The sequence below is a fragment of the Luteolibacter sp. genome, assembly GCF_039920825.1.
Classification (GTDB): Bacteria; Verrucomicrobiota; Verrucomicrobiia; order Verrucomicrobiales; family Akkermansiaceae; genus Luteolibacter.
This window is the reverse complement of the sequence record NZ_JBDSCX010000087.1, coordinates 1-17283: the sequence shown is the minus strand read 5'-3', so window position 1 is coordinate 17283 and position 17283 is coordinate 1. Positions and strand designations below refer to the sequence as shown.

Sequence of the window (17283 nt, the reverse complement as noted above, 5' to 3'; positions counted from 1 at the left end):
CTGGATTTATAAGGGAAACTTAAGGAAATGGCAGCTATTGACCTTGACGAATCGGGGCGCGGACGGGCTTTATAGCGCAACCACAATACCTGCATGCGTTTCCCCACTTCTCCCTCATTCCTCATGCCGCGTGGCTTGGGCCAATTTGCCGCCCTGACCTCGTTATCCGTCCTCGCGCTGGCAGGCACCTTGCACGCGCAGGATTTCGAGGGGAAAAACATTTCCGAAGTGGTGATCCGCTTCAACGGCCCGAAGACCGTGGACGAAGCCAAACTTCGGAACCTGATGGCGTCCAAGGCTGGTTCGCAGTATCATGCGGAGAATCTCGATACCGACATCAAGTCGCTGTATGAATCCGGTCTGGTCGATGACGTCCGTTTCCTCGCGGAGCCCTCGGGAGGGAGCGTGAAGCTCATCGCGGAAGTGACGACGCGTCCGCAATTGGACGGTGTGGGATTTGTGGGAAACACGGTTTACAAGGACCAGAAGCTGGCCAAGGAATCGAAATTGAAAGCCGGTGGAACTCTCAGCGACGAACAGATTCTCGAGGCCCGGCGGAACATCGAGAAATACTATCAGGAATCCGGCTATCCCGACGTAACGGTCACGCACCGCACGCAGGCGTCATCGCAACCCGGACACTCCGATTTGATTTTCGTCATCGACGAAGGAACGAAGAACGAAATCCACAAGATCTATTTCGAGGACATCCATGCGTTCACCGATCCGGAGCTTCGCAAGGAAATGAAGACGAAGGAAAAGGGCTGGTTCTCGTGGCTGACCAAGTCCGGCCGGTTTGATTCCAGCCAGTTGGACAAGGACCTCGATGCCGTCCTCGATTACTACCGTAGCCACGGATACCTCCGCGCCAGCAGTCCCGGCATACGCCGTGTGGCTCTGCCTGACGGCCGGGTGGATCTCTACATTCCGATTCACGAAGGAGACAAATACACCGTCGCTGGCGTCGGCTTCGGCAAGATGACCGTCTTCAAACCCGAGGAACTCTATCCGTCGCTCACGCTGAACGGCAACGACGCGTATTCCTCGAAAAAGATGCGCGCCGACATCACCACGATCCGCAGTTTCTACGGCTCCCGCGGTTATGCCGATGCCTTGGTCACGCCCGACATCCGCGATGCCGGACCTAACCGCGTGAACATCACCTACCGCATCACCGAAGGCGCGAAGTTCCGCGTCGGCCGTGTCAACATCGCCGGCAACACCAAGACCAAGGACAAGGTCATCCGCCGGGAAATTCCTCTCAAGCCGGGCGACATGTTCAACTCGGTGGAACTTGAAACGACCAAGGCCCGCCTCGAAAACCTCCAGTATTTCAGCGATGTCCAGACCACCGGTTCGCCGGGCGGATCCGGTTACCGCGACGTGAACGTGTTGGTTGAGGAAAAGGCCACCGGTTCCGTCGGGATTGGTGTCGGTTTCAGCTCGATCGACAGCATCGTCGGATTCCTCACGCTGGAGCAGTCGAACTTCGACATCTTCAATCCCTGGCATTTCACCGGTGGCGGACAGCGCTTCGCAATGAACCTTCGTGCGGGTTCCGAGCAATCCGAATTCAGCGTCTCGATCACCGAGCCGTGGTTCATGGATAAGCAGTTGGCCTTGGGAACGGAATTGTTCTACAAGCAGTCGAGTTATTTCAGCGACTACTACGACCAAACCAACGTCGGTGGTGCAGTCTCTCTCAGAAAGCCATTCGGACCGAAAGGCTCGATCAAGGGCGAGTATCGTCTGGAGCAGGTCCAGATCGACTCGTCGGTGGATGATGCCGACTACGGTGGCAACGGCGCCAAGTCGAAGCTTTCCGATGACCAAATCGGCGGTGACTATCTGCGCAGCGCGCTTTCGGCCAACTACATTTATGACAGCCGCGACAGCGTGGTTCAGCCCCGTAACGGAGAGAAGTTCGACATCGGTCTGACCTTGGCCGGTCTCGGTGGCGACGACAACACCATCTCGCTTTCCGCCCGCGGTGCGAAATATTGGAATCTCAAGTGGGATTCGATCCTCTCGGTCAACGGCGAAATGGCTTTTGTCGACAGCACGAACGGCGACGAGGTCCCGATCTTCGAGCGAATGTTCCTCGGTGGCGGCCGCACCCTCCGCGGCTATGAATTCCGCGATGTCGGACCTCGCGACGTGGGCTACACCAATGAAGTCTACGGCGGCAACTCGCTCGGCTACGTTTCCTTCGAATACACCGTGCCGATCATCGAAACCGTCCGTGCCGCGGTCTTTTCCGACACCGGCTTCGTCAACCTCGACAGTTGGGACGCCAGCCCGAACGATATCTACAGCGACGTGGGTGTCGGTATCCGCCTGAAACTGCCGATCAGCCCGCTGCCGCTCGCCCTCGACTACGCGATCCCGGTTTCCACTCCGGACTCGGAAGCGGACAAGGGAGGACAGTTCAACTTCTCCCTCAGCACGCAGTTCTGATCGCTGCCTGTCTCTAACTTCATGAAACCGGCCTTCCGTTCACGGTGGGCCGGTTTTTTCATTTCCGGATGCAAGCCGCATCGGCAATGCGCAGTCCGTCCATGGCGGCGCTGACAATGCCGCCGGCGTAGCCCGCGCCTTCGCCGCACGGGTAGAGTCCGGCGATCTCGGGATGTTCCAGAGTATCGTCGCGGCGGGGGATTCTAACCGGTGAACTGGTGCGGGTTTCGAATCCTAGCAGAAGTGCATCCTCGGAGAGGTAGCCATGCATTTGGCGGCCGAACAGCCGGAAGCCCTCGCGCATGCGGCTGGTGATCCAGGATGGAAGCAGATCATGGAGCGGGGCGGAAGTCATGCCGGGGAAATAGCTGGTTTCCGGCAGGCTGGAGGAAATTTTTCCCGAAAGGAAATCCACCGCCCGCTGGCCCGGCGCCACCTGTCCGCCGCCGCCGGCGATCTTGGCAGTGCGTTCGAGTTCTTTCTGGAAAACGAGGCCCGCGAGCACGCCGTGTTCCTTGGTTAGATATTGGAGGTCCTCGGGTTCGACGGTGGAGACCATGCCGGAGTTCGCGAAAGGGGAGTCGCGGCGGGAAAGGCTCATGCCGTTGACCACGACCTCGTCATTCTCCGTGGACGCGGGAACGATCCAGCCGCCGGGGCACATGCAGAACGAATGCACGCCGCGGCCACGGATCTTCGTGGCTAACCGATAGCGCGCGGCGGGCAGCAAGCGCGGACGTTCCTGATCCGGATTCAGATGGTATTGCGTGCGGTCGATGAACGGCTGCGGATGCTCGATCCGGAAACCGACGGCAAATGGTTTGGGCTCCAACAGGATGTTCTTCGACTCTAACAAACGGTAGATGTCGCGCGCCGAGTGACCGGTGGCAAGAATGACGGAATCCGCCAGAATTTCCTCACCGGTCGCGGTGACGACGCCGTGGATCCGGTTTCCGGAAACCAGGAGATCGACGACTTTGGTTTGAAATCTAACCTCACCCCCGGCGGCGATGATCGACTGGCGGATCGCCTTGACGACGTTCGGCAGCAGATTTGAACCGATGTGCGGATGCGCGTCGGTGAGGATTTCCTCAGGCGCACCATGGGCGACCAGCACTTCGTAAACCTTGGCGACGGGACCCCGCTTGGTGGCGCGGGTGTAGAGCTTGCCGTCGGAAAACGTGCCCGCTCCGCCCTCGCCGAAACAATAGTTGGATTCCTCAATCACCCTGCCTTCGCGCAGGATCGGCGCGAGGTCGAAGCGGCGCGCGCTGGCATCCTTGCCGCGCTCTAGCAGAATTGGTTTCAGGCCGTTTTCCAGGCAGCGCAGTGCGGCGAAAAGTCCCGCGGGTCCGCAACCGACGATGATGACCGGCCGCGCATTTGGGGAAAGCGGCGGTGCCGACCAATGAGGCGTTTCATCCGGGGGCAGGGGACCATCGAGAGCGACATCCAGCCGGAGCTGAACCTTGACCGCGCGCTGGCGGGCATCGATCGAATGCTTGCGGAGTTTGATTCCGCCGATCCGCGCGAAGGGGATGCCGAGCTTGATAGCCGCGGCTTGGCGGCGGGCGGTTTCGTCCTCGGATTTCTCCAGAGGCAGGACGATGTCGACGGTTTCGATCGGAGGTTCCACGGGAAAACGTCGGTTCAGCGGATGCTGCGTTTTTGTCCCGAGTCGTCGACGCTGACGAACGTCACGCGGGTTGAGAAAATGGCGGCGGATCCGGCTTTTTCGTCGATCACTCTCACCGCGTAAGTCGCGCTGGTGGTGCCTTCTTTTTCACGCTCGCAGGTGATCCTGAGAATCGTGCCGTCCCTAACACTGTGATGGAATTCCACGGTGTCCATCGCCACGGTGACGAACTGGCAGTGCGGATAATCGAGACTCGCGGCAATCCACGAGGCTTCGTCGATCCATGCTAACAGACGGCCGCCAAAGAGGAATCCGTATTGGTTCAGATCGCCGGGGAGAACAAGTCGGTGGGTTTCCATGGATTCACCAGCGGCGGCGTTTGCTGTCCTTGCAAAGGGCGGCATCGAGCGAGTAGCCGCCTGCACCTGCCAGAATGATCGCGATCATCGGGATCACATAGAGAACCGCGAGTTCCTTGGTCTCGACGAGGGTGGGGGAACTTTGGAACCAGGGGGCCGCACCGAGATAGCTGAAAGCGGCGACTACCATGGTGAATGCCAGGATGAAAGCTGCCGGGCGTGTGGCGAAACCGAGAATCACCATGAGAGCCGCGCCGACCTCGGCCGCGATGCACAGGTTGAGACTCATCCGGTGATCCAACAGGCTGAACGGGAGGAAATCAGGCACGGGAAACAGCGATTTGTTCACCTGATAGTTTTTGATTTTCGGAATCCCGTGGCCGATGAGCATCATCAGGCCGACCATGACACGCAGTGCCAGAAATCCGAGTGATGCGGTGGCGTCACGAGTGCCGCAGTCGAAGAAGAATTTTTTCATGAAGGAGAGCCGGGAGATTGTTTGGCGGAAATCGTGATCCGTTTGAGACGATCGTCACCCTCCGGCGAATGGGACGCGATCTGCGGGTCGTCGACGAGGATATTGTAAACCAGCCGACGATAATAGGCGTTCAGCGGGCGCATTTGAAAGGATTTGCCCGTGGCTTTCACCCGCTCGGCAATTCCCTTCACTTCCTCTTTCAGGTGGTCTTCCTGGATGGACCTGAAATGTCCGCAATCCACCTTGATCCGCTCGGCTTTCGGGTAGTGTCTCCGGACGATCCGGTTGACCAGATATTGGAGGTCATCAAGCCGGTCGCCGTCCTTGCCGATGAGCGCCTCGCTTTCCCCCGAGTGGATTTGCAGGCACGGGCCGTCATTGGTTTGTTGGAGCTCGATCGTCGCCGTGAACCCCAGGTGCCCGAGCATGGTGTCGAGGATCTTGGTTGCTGATTCCACCGTCGTCATGGCAGGAGTCTAATCACATCCAAGCCCGGGTCAATCACCTCAGTCCTGTTTATCTTCAAAATGTCCTGCGATTTCTTCCGCGAACTCCTTCAGGCGCTGGATTTCCGCTTCGGTGAAGTCATATGGCGCGAACTTGCCGATCCCGAGCGTGCCGATGACTTCGTCGCCGGTTGAGGAAAAAATCGGCACGGCCAGCGATCCTGAAACCCCGGTCTTGCGTGCGTCGGGCCGAGCTACTCCGCCGAGGTCTTCCTGTAAATTGCAGAGCTCGACCGGTTCCTTGCGCTCGGCGGCGGCTCCGGCGATTCCCTTGCCGAACGGGATGACGGAAATCTTGTCCCACAGACTCTCCGGAACCCCGATTTGACTCACCAAACTGAGAGTTTTTCCGTCACCCGTTGAGCGGTGGATTGTGCCCGTTTGGCAGCCGAAATTCCCGAGGATTGATTCCAGCAGCGCATCCCATTTCACAGCGTTTGACATGGCCAATGCTCTATCACGGGCCGACCTGTCCGTCACCCCCCATATGAGGGTAAAATTGGCGCTTGGCATGATCCGGAATATCCGCCAAACCCTTGGGCGTATGAAGAAAACCCACTTGTTAATTTCAGCGCTGGCCATCGGTCTGATTGCCTGCCAACAAAACACCGCGATGGCGAAAGAAGCGAATGTGAAAACCGAAGTTTACGGCAAATTGCCAGATGGGAAAGAAGTCAAGATTTTCACCCTGACCAACAAGAACGGACTCAAGGCACGCGTCACTGAATACGGTGCCATTCTGGTCTCGATGGAGACTCCGGACAAGTCGGGCAAAATGGCTGACATCACCCACGGTTACGACACCCTTGCCGGTTGGTTGACTAACACCTCGTATTTCGGGTCCACCGTCGGCCGCTTCGGCAACCGTATCAAGGACGGCAAATTCTCGCTCGACGGCAAGGACTACACCCTCGCCACCAACAACGATCCCGGTGGGGTGCCATGTGCCCTCCACGGCGGCTTGAAGGGCTTCGACAAGGTTCTCTGGACTGGCAAGGTCGTTGGAGATAACACGGTGGAATTCGACTACCTCTCCAAGGACGGCGAAGAAGGTTATCCGGGGAATCTATCCGTCAAGGTGACCTACTCCCTCAACGACGACAACGAGCTGAAGTGGGATGCCAAGGCCACCACCGACGCACCGACGGTTCTCAACATCGTCCAACACACCTACTGGAATCTCTCCGGTGACCCGACCAAGACGATCCTCGACAACGTCCTCACGCTGAATGCCGACAGCTACCTTCCTACCGACAAGGGTCTCATCCCGACCGGGGAAATCGCCAAAGTCGCAGGAACTCCGATGGATTTCAACAAGCCAACCGCCATCGGTGACCGGGTCAACGACGACTTCGACGCTCTCAAACTCGGCGGTGGTTACGACCACGCCTGGGTCTTGAAAAAAGGCGGTGACATGCATCTCGCCGCGACCGTCAAGGATCCGAAGTCCGGCCGTGAAATGACCATTTCCACCAACAAGCCAGCCGTCCAATTCTATTGCGGCAATTTCCTCGACGGCAAGGCTGTCGGCAAGGGCGGTGTCGCTTACGCCTACCGCACCGCGCTCGCACTCGAAACCGAAGGGTTCCCGGACGCTCCTAACAAGCCTTCGTTCCCGACAGCGGTTCTCCGCCCGGGCGAAAATTACGAGCACAAGATGACTTTCAAATTCTCCGCGGAGTGATCCATCCCGGATAATAACGCTTGCTCCCGTGGGGAAATCCCTCGGGGGCTTTCTCGTTTTTTCCAAAGACCCAACCGACAAGATCCATGATAGACCTGCATATTCCCATCCTCGCCGCCGCCGTAGTAGAAGCCGGCTCCGCACCACAGATCAACCTTCACTCGGTGGATTACCTGATTCTCGGGGTTTACATCCTGGTTGTCATCGGCATCGGCTTCGTGTTGAAGAAGCACGTGAAGTCGGCTTCCGACTTCCTGACTTCCGGACGCTCGATTCCCGTGTGGGTCACGGGTCTGGCCTTCCTCTCCGCCAACCTTGGCGCTCAGGAAGTGATCGGCATGGCGGCATCCGGCGCGAAATACGGGATCATGACGGCTCACTTCTATTGGGTGGGCGCGATTCCTGCGATGATCTTCCTCGCGATCTTCATGATGCCGTTTTATTACGGATCCCGCGCCCGCTCGGTGCCGGAGTATTTGAAACTGCGCTTCGATGAAAAAACCCGTGGCTTGAATGCGGTTTCCTTCGCCGTGATGACCGTCGCTTCTTCGGGAGCATCCCTCCATGCCTTGGCAGCGCTACTTCATTTGTTGCTCAAGTGGGATTACAATGTCTCGCTCATCGTTTCTTCAGTCGTCGTTCTCGCCTATGTTTTGAAAGGTGGTCTTTCCTCGGCGATTTACACGGAAGTTCTTCAATTCTTCCTCATCGTCCTAGGCTTCGCGCCGTTGGTCATCATCGGCCTCAACGACCTGGGCGGCTGGAGTGGTCTGAAGGAGTCGCTAATGACAAACAACGGTGATCAGTTTGTTCACTCATGGAAATACATGGGAACCACTGCGAATCCAATGGGCGTCGAGTGGTTCGGCATGGTTTTCGGCCTCGGCTTCGTTCTTTCCTTTGGCTACTGGTGTACGGACTTCCTCGTCGTCCAGCGTGCCATGGCGGCGAAGACCATGGGCGATGCCCGCCGCACCCCGATCATTGGAGCAATTCCGAAAATGCTCTTTCCCGTGATCGTCATCCTGCCTGGTATGATTGCCCTGGGCCTCGCCGCCAAAGCCGGTGCGAACTATAGCATTCCGCTCGGTGTGAACGGCACGACCGACTATAACCTTGTGATTCCTTCGCTGATCGCCCACTACCTGCCGACGGGCATGTTGGGCCTCGCCCTTACCGCTCTGATGGCGTCGTTCATGTCCGGGATGGCTGGCAACGTCACCGCCTTCAACACCGTCTGGACCTACGATATCTATCAGTCCTACATCGGCAAGGGGAAATCCGACGCCCACTACATGTGGATGGCCAAGTTCGCCACCGTCGCCGGGATCATCATTTCCATCGGTTTCGCCTACGTGGCGAAGAACGTGGATAACATCATGGACTTCCTGCAATTGGTGTTCGGCTTCGTCAATGCGCCCGTGTTCGCCACCTTCCTGCTCGGTATGTTTTGGAAAAGGACCACCGGTCACGGTGCTTTCTACGGATTGCTGGCTGGAACCATTTGCGCCATGATCTTTCATGGCATCAGCTCGCCGCAAATCCTGGAAGCGGGTCAGACGATCCCGTGGGTGAAAGGAGCATGGATCAGCAGTCACTATCAATTCACCTCCAGCATGGCCCAGAACTTCTGGCTGGCCATCGTCGCATGGACCTTCTGTTTCTTCATCACGATCGGCATCTCCATGATCACCAAACGCACCAAGACTGATGGCGAGCTTGTCGGCTTGGTTTATTCCCTCACTGAAAAAATCAAGGAAGAGAACGAGCCGATGTGGAAGCGTCCCGCCGTCGTCGGCACCGTGGTGTTGATCGTCGCGGTGATTCTCAACATCATCTTCCGTTAATTCAAACCCCATTCAACTCATGAACTTCGATCTCCGCCTGCCAATTGGCATTCTCTTTTCACTCTTCGGAGTGATCCTGACCGGATACGGTTTCGTCACCCAAGGCAGCGAAATTTACGACAAGTCCCTTAAGCACAACATCAACATTTCGTGGGGTATCGTCCTGCTGGTGTTCGGTGGTGTCATGCTTCTTCTCGCCCTCCGGGCCAGAAAAGCCTGAACCGGCCAAGGTTCCGTCCTTATCTACCAAAGCGCCCCGTTCATTCCGGACGGGGCGTTTTCGTTGCAAATCACAATCTCCATCAGCTCCATGAAAATCACCACATACACCGGTGGCTTCGTCCAGACCAACGGTTACCTCGTCGAAACGCCCGACGGCAACCTCCTCATCGATGCGCCGGAAGGAATCACCGACTGGGTCGCCCGTCGGGGTGTTCGTATCGATGACGTGCTTCTAACACACCAACATTACGACCACGTCACCGATGCTGCGGAGCTCAGAGCCACGGGTGCGCGCCTTCATGCGCTGGATGATTATTCCAAGGATCTGACCTTGGAATCACTGGGCTTGCCGGTGGCCGTGCCGCCCTATCGGATCGACCGGAAATTTGCGATGGGCAAGCCGTTGAAGATCGCGGGGTTGGAAATTTCGCTCGCCCACATCCCCGGGCATGCGACCGACAGCGTGACGTTTCATCTGGCGGATCACGGCATCGTCTTTTCAGGAGACACGCTCTTTGCCGGTTCCATCGGCCGGACGGACCTGCCGGGTGGCAGCACGACTCAGTTGTTGGATGGCATCGCGAAACATCTCATGATCCTTCCGCCCGAAACGCGGGTTCTACCGGGACACGGACCGGGCACGACGATCGGCGTGGAGGCTGAAACGAACCCCTATCTGGACTGATAGTGTCCCGACTGTCTCAGTCGGGAATTGAACCGGCGCGGATCACGGCTGAGACAGCCGTGACACGTTCCTAGGGATGATCCGTCGTTTCCTCTGTCACCGTTAGGGCGGTTTGCGGGGAGGAGGAATTCCCCAGTCCCGGGATCACCCGGCGGACCAGTTTCACCAAGCCTGACTCCACGGCGTCGATCTCACTCTCGCCTTGGCGGATCGCTTTCTCCCACGCGGGAGCGAATCCGGGGGCCTGTTCGCGCATCGTGCGGATGGCGATTTCCTGGATCTGCAACTGACGTTGTTCGGCACGTCCCGGTTTCTGTTGGAGCGCGGCGTTGTTGACCCGCAAGATCTCGTTCTGCTTGCGCAGGGTTTCAAGCTCGGCTTGCAGTGATTCGTTGCCGCTGGCGTTGATCTTGAGCTGGGTGTTCAGGTGATTCTGGAGGTTTTTCAATTCGCCCTCCACCCGCTTCAAATCACGGGCGACATTGCGCCGGGCGCTGAAACCGGACTTCCAAATGAATGCGGCTATCAACAGGCCGAGAAGCAGACCCCAAGTGAAGGGGTTTTGAAGAGCGGCGGTCAGGGTGTCCATGGAGATAAGATGGGAAGCTTCGGCCAACAATCCAGCGCTTAAAATCTCACTTGGCGGGATCCTTTTTCTTCTCGGAAGCCACCGCCGATTCGCGGTCCTTCAAGGCTGCCTGAATGTCGGCGGTGATGTCCGGCGCGTTTTTGCTGAAGAGAATGACGGGAACTCCGGTGTTGGTATTGCCTGAACTGTCGAAGACGGCGTCGTAGCCCCGTTCCTTGGAAATCTGAGCCGAGACCTTGGCGATCCGGTCGAGCGATTCCCTCATCCCGGTGACCATCTTCTTGTTGATCACCTTTTCCTGTTCCGTCTGGAAGCCTTCGAACTCCTGTTGGAGCGTGAGTGCTTCCTGGCGTTTGATTTCGTAAGTTCGCGCGAGGGATTTGCTGGTTGCCTCGTCGAGTGGCTTGGTCTTGTCGGAAAGCTGGGATTGGAGGCCTTGAAGTTCGGAAATGATTTTGCGCAGCTGTTCGGCGCGCTCGTCCTTCATGATGCCGTCCCGCTCTTTCTTGATCTGCTCCTGAAGCGCCGTCGTGGAAGGCAGCGACGAATAGATGTCCTTGACTCTAACCAGCGCGAACTTCGGCGCGGCGGAAGCCGCCAGTGCCGAGGTGATCAGGATCAGCGGGATGGCTTGGAGGGGTTTCATGCGGGTGAGAGCATGAAATAGCAAGCACACCGGATCGTCAAGGTTCGCCAATGTCTTCGTTCCAAAGTTCCGGCTTGTTGGAAATGAAATCCGTCATCATCGCGACGCACTCCGGCTCGTTAAGAACTTCCAGTTCGACGCCCCGCGAGGTCAGGTGCGCTTCGTCTCCCAGAAAGGTCACGTTCTCGCCGATGACCACCTTTGGGATGCCATAGAGAAGGATCGCCCCGCTGCACATCGGGCAGGGGGACAGCGTGGTGTAAATGACGCACTCCCGATAGACCGCCGCGCTCTGGCGACCTGCGTTTTCCAGGGCATCCATTTCCCCGTGGAGGGTGGTGCTGCCTTTCTGGACCCGGCGGTTGTGGCCGCGGCCGATGATTTTTCCCTGGTGAACGAGCACGCTGCCGATCGGGATTCCGCCCTCGGCCAGTCCTTGCCGCGCCTCGTCAACTGCCGCTTGCATGAATGGGTCCATGGGTTTTGAATATGCAGTTGGCACGCCGCATCGTCGATAAATTACAGATCGGCACGGAAATTGCCTTATGTTCACTCCCACTCATCACCATCATGCCAAAAGTCCGTCTCGCTGGAACCGTCCGCGGGGAAAAAGATCCCAACCGCGAAGTCCGTGCCCGTCTCCTCTACAGCCTCTTTAGCAAAGGCTGGGACATCTATAATTCCAACGGCGACCAGCGGATTTCCCTCTCCAACATCGAGCGCAAGATCATCGAGTCCGACGCCTTCGTGTTCACCCCGGGCGCCACGCTGGAGGACATGTTCAAGGCGGTTTCAATTTTCGTCGGCTATCAGACCCTCGACGTGAACTTGGCCGGCAAGCCCACGATATTGCTCAATTCCGACGGTTCGTGGGACCGCTTGTTCGCGCTGCTCAAGCACCTGAACGGCCTCGGCACCGTGAAACAAAACCACGAGGACTACCTCCTGCTCGCCGAGTCGCCGGAGATCGTGCTGGAACACTTGGAAACCACCCGCCGCGATGGCATTCCCAGCGTCGGACGCGAAAAAATTGGCACCAGCTCGGTGGGTTCGTTCGAGACCCCGCTGCCGGAGAATCACGAGGGCAACGTCTGCGTCTTCTGCTCTGCCTCCATCGAGGATCCGGCCTATTTGAACGACGGCTACGAGTTTGGAAAACAACTTGCGGAAAATAACATGGGCTGTGTTTCCGGTGCGGGCAGTTCCGGAATCATGGGCGAAGTCGTCCGTGGATCCGTCGATGCCGGCGGCTGGACCGGTGGCTCGAACGTGCCTCACATCATTGAACTCGAAGGGCTTCCGACCGGACTTTCCAGCTTCTGGCTGAAGCCGGACATCTACACCCGGATGGAGATCATGATCCAGAACTCGGACGCCTTCGTCATTTTTCCGGGTGGTTCCGGCACCGTTCAGGAAATGATCGCCCTGATGATTTTCAAAAATCAAGGCCACCCCTCGATGGTCGGAAAACCCGTCGTCATCTTCAACCGCAAGGACGCGGCCGGAAAGTCCTTCTGGACGCCACTCATCGAGATGCTGGGAACTTGGTGCTACGACGGCGAATTCGTCGTGGTGGAGGAGCTCGACGACTTGATCCCCACCGTTAAGCGCCTCGTCGTTCCTGCGAAGACTGCGGTCGCCTGATTCTGGATACCCGTTTGTGCGGCTTGCCAGCAGGTGGATTCCTTCGTTAGGGTGTTGATCGTGAATGTTGGAATCCTCGTCAATCCGCACAAAACCGGCTCGCTACCCACCCTTCACGCCCTCCGCGCCGCCCTGAAATCACGCGGTTGCACCGCGGTTTTGGACGAGGATACCGCCACCCTTGCGGGGGAAACCGGCGGAATTCCGGCCGAAGAATTTTCGACCCATGTCGATGTCGCCGCCGTGCTCGGTGGTGATGGAACGATGCTTCACGCCCTGTCGAAACTCGGAAATTTTGAAAAGCCCGTCGCCGGGATCAACATCGGGACCTTGGGGTTTCTAACCAGTTGCACTGACGACGAACTCGACGTCTTCGCCTCCGCCGTGGCGCAAAACCGTTTCACCACCAGTGTCCGTACGCTCCTCGAAGCCACCGTCCACCGGCCGGGAAAACCTCCGGAATCCTTCATCGCGCTCAACGAGGTCACGCTCGCCCGCGGCGATACCGGACGCCTCATCTCATTGCGGGCCCAGGTCAATGGCGAGCTGCTCAACGACTACCGCGCCGACGGTCTGATCGTGGCCACTCCCACCGGCTCAACCGCCTACTCTCTATCAGCCGGTGGCCCGCTCATCTCTCCCAGTGCCGCGGTCTTCGTCATCACGCCCATTTGTCCCCACAGCCTCAGCCAGCGCTCGCTCGTGTTATCGGATGATTCCGTCATCGAGCTTTCATCCGAGGCCATGGACAGCGGCCCCATGATCTTCACCGTCGACGGCCGCGATAGCATTCACATCGAATCGGGCGATCGGCTCGAAGTGAAAAAAGCTCCCAGATCCTTTCTTCTCCTCAGGCTCGAAGGCCGCTCGTTCTACGGTGCGCTCCGCCAGAAACTCCACTGGCAGGGCGTCTAACGAAAATCACTCCGGCAGACGCAAGCCGGCGATCAACCGTTCCCGCAACGGCACAGCCAGCAACGCCAGCCTCCGTTGCTCCGTTTCGTAAATCCTGCGTCCCTCCGCCGTCTCGATGCGGATCGGCTCGCGTCCGAATTCAGTTAGGTCGTAAGGGCTCGCCCGCATGTCCAGATCCCGCAGTTCGAGCGACAACTCGAAGCAGTCCAACAGAATCTCCGTCCCGATCCATGGCATCGCCTTGGCCGCCCATTTGTAGAGATCCATGTTCGCATGCACGCAGCCCGGTTGCTCTAACGAAATCCGGCTATCCAGTGTCGGCTGCAGCCGGTTCATCGGCCGTGCCTCCGCTGCGAAGAAACGGAACGCGTCGTGATGCGAACAACTGATTGCCCGCGATTCCACCAGTGCGTCGATCTCCGCCTGCGGCAGCCGCAACGGAGTCGTCTTCTCATGCCGCACGTCCTTGCCCCGGTAAACCATCGCCCACTCGTGAAGCCCGTGGCACGCGAAATTTGGAGCTCGGTCCCGCGTCGCCGCTAACAGTTCGCCGATCCATTTCAACCGCTGGCGTTCCCTGCCGGAAATCAGCGCGGGATCCGCGAAAAAACAACTGCTGGCCACCGAGTAACATCGGTCCGAAAAAGGCGCGGGCAGGGTGGGTGAATCCCACTCCAAACCAACCCCGCATCCCGGATGCCATTTCTCCAACAGAGCCAGCGCATACGGATAATATTCGAACAGAAAATCCTCCACCGGATGCAACTCCCGGCTGTCCCGCCGCCTTCTGGCCGGCAAGGTATGCCGCTCCGCCCGAGCCCGGTGGGCCGCGGCGAGTTCCTTCCACTCGCTGGTGGCAAGGATGGTCATCGGAGGGCTGGAAATCATCGCGCCGCGAAAAAATCATAAACCTCAAACAAAGGCAAAATTTCCCTTGCGAATCCGAACCGCCGCCCCTAATTATGCCGCCCCGCGCCGAAAGGCGCATGGTTCCAATCGCGGGATGGAGCAGCCAGGTAGCTCGTCAGGCTCATAACCTGAAGGTCGTAGGTTCAAATCCTACTCCCGCAACCAATGAAAGCCGTTGATTTCCAAGGAGATCAACGGCTTTCGCCTTTTGCGGGGGACCGACCGGGAGGGGGGATGTCTGCCGTGCCCGAAAACGAACGACCCATCGAAGTTTGGATCGTCCTTTTCCGCGAATCCGGGTATCGTTCAGTAGGCTGTTAGTGTGTCCGGGCACGGCCATTGGAAAGCGACTCATCGGACCGGAAGGCTTTTCCCATCCACCCATTCGCCTTGCACTAGTATTTGGCGAGTGAATTTCGGTTTGCCGAAGTCGTTGTCGTGGATGAGAGAGATCACCGCCAAGGCGGAAACCCGGCCGATCTCCTCGGGGTTTTGGTCAATCCCGGCATCCACTGGCATGTCGCGGACGTTGGTCGCCGCAAGCCCGATGTCCTCAGGGACGCGATAGCCGGCCTCATCTAACATTGTGGGGACCGCGAGGCTGTCAGTTAGAATGGCATCCGGTTTCGCTTTCTTCAGCCATTCTTCGAACCGAGGTTGTTGGTCCTGTTCGGGAGTTTCCTTCGAGAAAAGAAACGGCGGCACGCGGGCCTCCAACGAGAGTTCGTCCTGCGACCAATGAAAGCCCGCGCCAAACATCCGTGCCTTGTCCCAGTATCCGGCGAATCCGATGCGTTGGTAGCCGCGTTCGCGGATCTTATCGAAGGCAAGCATCGTGTTTGTGGCTTGTGCGCTGGTGACGAAGTGAAAAGGGGGTGATTGCTCTCGGAATCCGCAGCGCACCACCGAAAATTGGTTCCAGGCAAATGCCTCCCAGTTCACACAGGACTCTCCGGGCGGCAATGGTCCGATGATGATTCCGCGGATGTTGCGCGTGAGAAAGATCCGCTCCAGCCGCTTGAGCGGCTGCTTCGCGTTTACGGAAAATTCTTCCGGGCGGTATCCGAATTTCTCCGCAGCCACGGTGGCTCCGCGCCACCAATCCTCGAAGGCGGGTTGGGCGTGTAGTCCTGCCGGATCCGGATAGGTGTTGATGAAGGCGAGTGCGGCCTGCACCGGATGAAAGCGCGACTGCTCCCGGTGATGGGCGAGCGCGGTCGCCATGGCGTTGGGGCGATAGCCCAAGCGTGCGGCCGTGGCGTGGATTTCTTCGCGGCGGGCTTCGGAAATGGACGCGTGGTTTTTCAAGGCGAGTGACACCGCTGCGATCGTCACGCCGACCTCCCGGGCGACGTCCTTAAGGGTGACGGCTTTCGGAGTGACTCTCGGTTCTGGCGAGGCGGATTCCTCGGTTCGTTGCGGGGTCGGGTGATCGGGTTTGCTCATGAAAAGACGAATGGTTTGGCAGCTTAAACGTTCAAGCGCAATAGCGTTCGACGGGTTTGTGTTTCGCTTCATTGTAAACTCCCGACAAACGCCCGGGCCGCTTTCGGCGCAGGTATTTCCATTCCAAGCCATAGTGATGAAAAAACTGCTGATATTCCCATTGCTTGCCGCCGTCACCTTGAGTGCCATCGCCGCTCCCGCGACGATTTCGGTTCAGGCCGACAATCCTGGACACGCGGTTTCGCCGCTGCTTTGGGGAATCTTTTTCGAGGACATCAACCTCGCGGCCGACGGCGGGCTTTATCCGGAACTCGTTCGGAACCGTTCCTTCGAAGGCAGCGACGGGCTGCGTTACTGGAACTACACCTCCGCCGCCGGGATTGGAGCCGAACCGTCTCGATCCATCGACGAGTCCCGCCCGTTGAACGCCTTTAACCGCCGCAGCCTGCACGTGCGTTCCGGCGGCGCAGGCTGCGTGATGGAGAACACCGGCTACTGGGGCATGCGCTTCGTCGCTGGCGAGGCTTGCACGTTTCGCCTCGCCGCCCGCGCGGAAGATGGCTTCAAAGGCGCGCTAAGCGTCCAGCTTTGCGACTCCTCCGATGCCGTGATCGCTTCCGGTGAACTCTCCGGTTTCGGCACCGACTGGAAACCGTACACCCTTACGCTCACACCTTCCAAGTCCGACCCGCGCGGCAAGCTGAAGCTGCGCGTGCCCGGCGAGGCGTCCCTGTTTCTCGACATGATCTCGCTCATGCCGGTGAAGACCTGGAAAAATCACGGCCTGCGCGAAGATCTCGCGGAAGCGATGGACTCACTGAAGCCCGCCTTCTTCCGGTTCCCCGGCGGCTGCTGGGTGGAAGGCGAGGAAATCGCCGGAGCCTACCAGTGGAAGCACACCCTCGGCGACGCCGCCTCCCGCACGCAGCTTGAGAACCTGTGGGACTACAACGCCACGCAGGGCCTCGGCTACCACGAGTATCTCCAGTTGTCCGAGGACCTCGGCGCGGAACCCGTTTTCTGCATCAACGTCGGCATGGCGCACCGCGAGTCCGTGCCGCTCGACCGCATGGGCGCGTGGGTACAGGACGCGCTCGACGCCATCGAATACGCCAACGGTCCCGCGGATTCCGTGTGGGGCTCGCTTCGCGCCAAAAACGGCCACCCCGCGCCGTTCAATCTCCGCATCGTCGAGATCGGCAACGAAAACGGCGGCCCCGACTACGCCGAGCGCTGGCCGCTCTTCGTCAAGGCGATCAA

Annotated in this window: 17 protein-coding genes, 1 tRNA gene and 1 pseudogene; 9 read left to right on the top strand and 10 right to left on the bottom strand. The window is 58.6% G+C overall.

Features of this window, described 5'->3' with window-relative positions; genetic code table 11:
- Positions 1 to 93 precede the first annotated feature (93 nt).
- A complete protein-coding gene (bamA, locus tag ABIQ96_RS25290) occupies positions 94 to 2457 on the top strand; it encodes an outer membrane protein assembly factor BamA (protein ID WP_348217445.1) in 2364 nt (787 codons plus the stop codon).
- A gap of 58 nt (positions 2458 to 2515) precedes the next feature.
- On the opposite strand, the gene ABIQ96_RS25285 is transcribed toward bamA, so the two are convergent.
- The 5 genes from ABIQ96_RS25285 to ABIQ96_RS25265 are packed head-to-tail and all read right to left on the bottom strand — an operon-like array spanning position 2516 to position 5880.
- Positions 2516 to 4093 (bottom strand): FAD-dependent oxidoreductase, encoded by a 1578-nt coding sequence (locus tag ABIQ96_RS25285; protein WP_348217444.1) that lies wholly within the window; start codon positions 4091 to 4093, stop codon positions 2516 to 2518.
- A 14-nt stretch (positions 4094 to 4107) separates the two neighbouring features.
- Positions 4108 to 4452, bottom strand: coding sequence for an acyl-CoA thioesterase (locus ABIQ96_RS25280; RefSeq protein WP_348217443.1), 345 nt, complete (start codon positions 4450 to 4452; stop codon positions 4108 to 4110).
- Positions 4453 to 4456: 4 nt separating this feature from the next.
- Positions 4457 to 4930: a DoxX family protein gene (locus tag ABIQ96_RS25275; RefSeq protein WP_348217442.1), complete on the bottom strand. Its 474-nt coding sequence runs from the start codon at positions 4928 to 4930 to the stop codon at positions 4457 to 4459.
- Positions 4927 to 5397 carry a R3H domain-containing nucleic acid-binding protein gene (locus ABIQ96_RS25270; RefSeq protein WP_348217441.1) on the bottom strand — a complete coding sequence of 157 codons (471 nt, stop codon included), beginning with the start codon at positions 5395 to 5397 and terminating at the stop codon, positions 4927 to 4929. Before ABIQ96_RS25270 ends, ABIQ96_RS25275 begins: the two co-directional genes overlap by 4 nt.
- Before the next feature lie 39 nt (positions 5398 to 5436).
- Positions 5437 to 5880 (bottom strand): GAF domain-containing protein, encoded by a 444-nt coding sequence (locus ABIQ96_RS25265; protein ID WP_348217440.1) that lies wholly within the window; start codon positions 5878 to 5880, stop codon positions 5437 to 5439.
- Positions 5881 to 5980: 100 nt separating this feature from the next.
- On the opposite strand from ABIQ96_RS25265, the gene ABIQ96_RS25260 reads away from it, so the two are divergent.
- The 4 genes from ABIQ96_RS25260 (at position 5981) to ABIQ96_RS25245 (ending at position 9874) form a co-directional block, all read left to right on the top strand.
- Positions 5981 to 7120, top strand: a complete 1140-nt coding sequence (locus ABIQ96_RS25260) for an aldose epimerase family protein (protein ID WP_348217439.1) — start codon at positions 5981 to 5983, stop codon at positions 7118 to 7120.
- 86 nt (positions 7121 to 7206) lie between these two features.
- Positions 7207 to 8967: a sodium:solute symporter family protein gene (locus tag ABIQ96_RS25255; protein WP_348217438.1), complete on the top strand. Its 1761-nt coding sequence runs from the start codon at positions 7207 to 7209 to the stop codon at positions 8965 to 8967.
- Between the two features lie 19 nt (positions 8968 to 8986).
- Complete coding sequence (locus ABIQ96_RS25250) at positions 8987 to 9187, top strand: hypothetical protein (RefSeq protein ID WP_348217437.1); 201 nt, start codon at positions 8987 to 8989, stop codon at positions 9185 to 9187.
- Positions 9188 to 9277: 90 nt separating this feature from the next.
- Positions 9278 to 9874 (top strand): MBL fold metallo-hydrolase, encoded by a 597-nt coding sequence (locus tag ABIQ96_RS25245; RefSeq protein ID WP_348217436.1) that lies wholly within the window; start codon positions 9278 to 9280, stop codon positions 9872 to 9874.
- 70 nt (positions 9875 to 9944) lie between these two features.
- Here ABIQ96_RS25245 and ABIQ96_RS25240 read toward each other — a convergent pair whose 3' ends face one another.
- From ABIQ96_RS25240 to ABIQ96_RS25230, 3 genes are read right to left on the bottom strand one after another with little or no spacing between them, the layout of a single operon-like run.
- A complete protein-coding gene (locus ABIQ96_RS25240; RefSeq protein WP_348217435.1) occupies positions 9945 to 10463 on the bottom strand; it encodes a hypothetical protein in 519 nt (172 codons plus the stop codon).
- Between the two features lie 46 nt (positions 10464 to 10509).
- Positions 10510 to 11109 carry an OmpH family outer membrane protein gene (locus ABIQ96_RS25235; RefSeq protein WP_348217434.1) on the bottom strand — a complete coding sequence of 200 codons (600 nt, stop codon included), beginning with the start codon at positions 11107 to 11109 and terminating at the stop codon, positions 10510 to 10512.
- Positions 11110 to 11146: 37 nt separating this feature from the next.
- Positions 11147 to 11587, bottom strand: a complete 441-nt coding sequence (locus ABIQ96_RS25230; protein WP_348217433.1) for a nucleoside deaminase — start codon at positions 11585 to 11587, stop codon at positions 11147 to 11149.
- A 92-nt stretch (positions 11588 to 11679) separates the two neighbouring features.
- Here ABIQ96_RS25230 and ABIQ96_RS25225 point away from each other — a divergent pair, with 92 nt between their 5' ends.
- Positions 11680 to 12753, top strand: a complete 1074-nt coding sequence (locus ABIQ96_RS25225) for an LOG family protein (protein WP_348217432.1) — start codon at positions 11680 to 11682, stop codon at positions 12751 to 12753.
- 51 nt (positions 12754 to 12804) lie between these two features.
- A complete protein-coding gene (locus ABIQ96_RS25220) occupies positions 12805 to 13668 on the top strand; it encodes an NAD(+)/NADH kinase (protein ID WP_348217431.1) in 864 nt (287 codons plus the stop codon).
- Between the two features lie 6 nt (positions 13669 to 13674).
- Here the strand turns inward: ABIQ96_RS25220 and ABIQ96_RS25215 are convergent, their stop codons facing one another.
- Complete coding sequence (locus ABIQ96_RS25215) at positions 13675 to 14538, bottom strand: 3-methyladenine DNA glycosylase (RefSeq protein ID WP_348217430.1); 864 nt, start codon at positions 14536 to 14538, stop codon at positions 13675 to 13677.
- Positions 14539 to 14665: 127 nt separating this feature from the next.
- Between ABIQ96_RS25215 and ABIQ96_RS25210 the strand changes: the two genes are divergently transcribed.
- Positions 14666 to 14742, top strand: a tRNA-Met gene (locus ABIQ96_RS25210).
- 186 nt (positions 14743 to 14928) lie between these two features.
- Here ABIQ96_RS25210 and ABIQ96_RS25205 read toward each other — a convergent pair.
- On the bottom strand, positions 14929 to 16023 hold the full coding sequence (locus ABIQ96_RS25205; RefSeq protein WP_348217429.1) for a LacI family DNA-binding transcriptional regulator: 1095 nt from the start codon (positions 16021 to 16023) through the stop codon (positions 14929 to 14931).
- A 136-nt stretch (positions 16024 to 16159) separates the two neighbouring features.
- Here ABIQ96_RS25205 and ABIQ96_RS25200 point away from each other — a divergent pair.
- A pseudogene (locus tag ABIQ96_RS25200) lies at positions 16160 to 17283 on the top strand (alpha-L-arabinofuranosidase); the annotation flags it as partial.